Here is a 2,798-nt window from a genome sequence, read left to right on the forward strand (position 1 = left end):
TGTTACGGCCAAGTATAAAATCTCCAATAACGACAACAACACTTCGCCAAAAAGGCCAACCTGATTTCGGCAAAACGGCCAACGGATAGTCGCCATTTTGGCCAAGATGCTGTCGCCACATTCGTCGCAAAAGGATTGGATTCATCCGGTCGGGAATCTATGGACGCCACACTGTGGCCACAATGGATGACGAAGGAGCGATTCGATGCGGCAATTAGGGAGAGATGAACGCTTGGCCATTTATGATGCGTTACAACACGGCCAGTCCGTGTCGCAAATTCACCGGGAGACCGGGCACGACCGCCAAACCATCCGCGATATTCGGGATGCCGGCGATCCCCGACAGCGGACTAGCCCTCCGCCATCGTCGGCGCGGCCCAGCCTCCTCGATCCATACCATCAGTATATCCGAGAACGGGTGCTCGGTGGCTGTCTCAATACCGCCGTCTTGTTCGACGAGATTCGCGCCATGGGCTACGTTGGCGGCCGGAGCACGGTCAAAAACTTCGTGCAACCGTTGCGCCCGACCATGCCCCCGGAACCCGTGCAGCGCTTTGAAACGCCCCCAGGGCGGCAAGCCCAGTGTGACTGGGCGAAATTTGGGAGCCTGAAATATCCGGACGGCACCGTCCGGCCCCTCTGGATCTTCATTTTCACTCTGGGCTATTCCCGGTGTCTCTACATCGAGTTCGTGCATGACACGCGCCAAGACACCCTCTTTGCCTGCCTCGAGCATGCGTTCGAGGCGTTTGGCGCCGTACCGACCGACATCCTGTCGGACAATATGTCCCCCATGGTCATCGCGCATCCCGTCGATGGGCCCGTCCAATGGCATCCGCGCTTTGCGGCCTTCGCCGGGTTTCATGGCTTCACGCCCAAGGCGGCACGCCCCTACCGTGGACAGACGAAGGGTAAGGTTGAACGCCCAGTCCGCTACGTGCGGGACAACTTCTGGCCCCGGATTCAGCGGATTGAAGGCATCGAGGACTTGAATCGCCAAGTGGCCACGTGGGTCCAAACGGTCGCGGACGTGCGCATTCATGGCACGACGCACGAACGTCCGATTGACCGGCGTGCGGCGGATGTGGCCGCCTGTGCGGTCTGGCCAGCTGCCCATCGGTTCTGGTATGGTGAGGAAATCGTGCGTCGCGTCTACAATGATGGCTATGTCCGCTGGGACGGGCACAGTTGGGCGGTGGGCTATGACTGGATTGGTCAGGAGGTCATCGTGCAGCGTCAGCCCGCCGGCGGCATCGTGATTCGCCTGGGCGATCGGGTGCTTCGCGAATATCCAGCTCCGACCCATCCCCATGCCCTCATGGGCACGCCGGGCCCCATACCCTCGCAAACCCGGACCCGGTCGGGTCCGGCCCCGAGTTCCCGGGGTGTCCATCAGGCCGTCGCGCCCGATGTCGTGCAACGGGCGCTGGCGGCCTACGAGGAGGTGCTCCAATGAACCCCCTCATCCTGGACGATTTGTGTGAGCGCCTCCAACTCACGGAAGTGGCTCGGTTGGCCGGACCGCGCGCGGATAGCGCGGCGGCGGCCCAAGACCCGTACACGGCGTATTTGGCGGATTTGTTGCAGGCGGAGGTCGATGCCCGCCAGCAGCGCTATGTCTCCTCCCGCGTGCAAATGGCGCACCTCCCGTTCCGGAAGCCATTGGACACGTTTGACTTTGCGTTCCAGCCGAGCATCGACGAACGCCAAATCCGCGAATTGGCAACCTTGCAATGGATCGATGCGGCGGCCAATATTCTCTTCCTGGGGCCGCCTGGGGTGGGGAAAAGTCACTTGACGGTCTCCTTGGCCCTGCAGGCCATCCAAGCACGCCAATCCGTGTATTTCGTGACCATTCAGGACATGATCGCGGATTTGCGGCGCGCATGGGAGGACAATCGGTTCCCGGCCCGGTTGGCGGTGTATACGCGGCCCAAATTGCTGTGCGTCGACGAAGTCGGGTATCTCCCCTTGGAGCGCCTCGATGCGACCCTCTTTTTCCGCTTGGTCTCGGCCCGTTACGAACGCGGCAGCATGATTTTGACGTCCAACAAGAGTTTCAGCGAATGGGGGGAAGTGTTCGGGGATGCGGTCTTGGCCACCGCGATCCTCGACCGCCTGCTCCATCACTCGACGGTCGTCAATATCCGCGGGGAATCCTATCGACTCCGAGAGAAAAAGCGGAGCCAAGGCCGCGACGGATTGCTCGTGCCCCCGGCGTCGGGCACCGTCCACGCCTAATGGCCTGGGTGCGATGGCGCGGGCAGAGCGCCCAACTCTTGGCCACTGTCTGGGAAGACGGCCGTAGCCGCCAACGGGTGCTGGCCAACTTCCATGGCGCCTATTCCGTCTCGTGGAGCCTACGCGAAGCCGTCGCCCGGAACTTCCCCGGCTTGCCCATTGATTGGGCGGCGGTGAGTGAGGCCTTGGCGCAAGGCCCGCCGGCCGAACCGCCGTTATCCCCGACCGCCTGGGATTGGGCTCGGGTGGAGCATCAACTCCAGGTCTGGGCCCACCAATCGTGGGGCGATGCGCCGGAGCGGGCTTGTCTGCAAGCGGCGGCCGCCGTGTTATCCTCTTGGCGTTCTCGGCATCCGCCTCAGGAACACCAGAATTCCCCACCGGAGTGACACCAGGTGTCATAACCGCCCTCGGCGACGACGTCGTCGGGGGCCTCTTTCTTTCGGGATCCCCTGGTGACTTTCCGTTGGCCATCATGGTGATTTTATCTTGGCCGTTTTGGCGATTTAATCCTGGCCATATTGCAGGAATTCCGTTGGCTTTTTTGACGATTTCCT

3 protein-coding genes are annotated in these 2,798 nt (G+C 61.7%); all 3 read left to right on the forward strand.

The annotated features are described in order from the left end of the window. The first annotated feature begins 205 nt into the window (after positions 1-205). Genes istA through HIJ39_RS22315 form a run of 3 tightly spaced genes read left to right on the forward strand, consistent with a single transcriptional unit; the run spans position 206 to position 2,630 of the window. Complete coding sequence (gene istA / locus HIJ39_RS22305) at positions 206-1,456, forward strand: IS21 family transposase (protein WP_169103239.1); 1,251 nt, start codon at positions 206-208, stop codon at positions 1,454-1,456. Beyond that, a complete protein-coding gene (gene istB / locus HIJ39_RS22310; RefSeq protein WP_169103240.1) occupies positions 1,453-2,241 on the forward strand; it encodes an IS21-like element helper ATPase IstB in 789 nt (262 codons plus the stop codon). Before istA ends, istB begins: the two co-directional genes overlap by 4 nt. Then, positions 2,241-2,630 carry a hypothetical protein gene (locus tag HIJ39_RS22315; protein ID WP_169103241.1) on the forward strand — a complete coding sequence of 130 codons (390 nt, stop codon included), beginning with the start codon at positions 2,241-2,243 and terminating at the stop codon, positions 2,628-2,630. The genes istB and HIJ39_RS22315 overlap by 1 nt, the downstream gene beginning before the upstream one ends. The last annotated feature ends 168 nt before the right edge of the window (positions 2,631-2,798 follow it).

Origin of the sequence: Sulfobacillus harzensis, from assembly GCF_012933365.1 — a bacterium.
Classification (GTDB): domain Bacteria; phylum Bacillota; class Sulfobacillia; order Sulfobacillales; family Sulfobacillaceae; genus Sulfobacillus_B; species Sulfobacillus_B harzensis.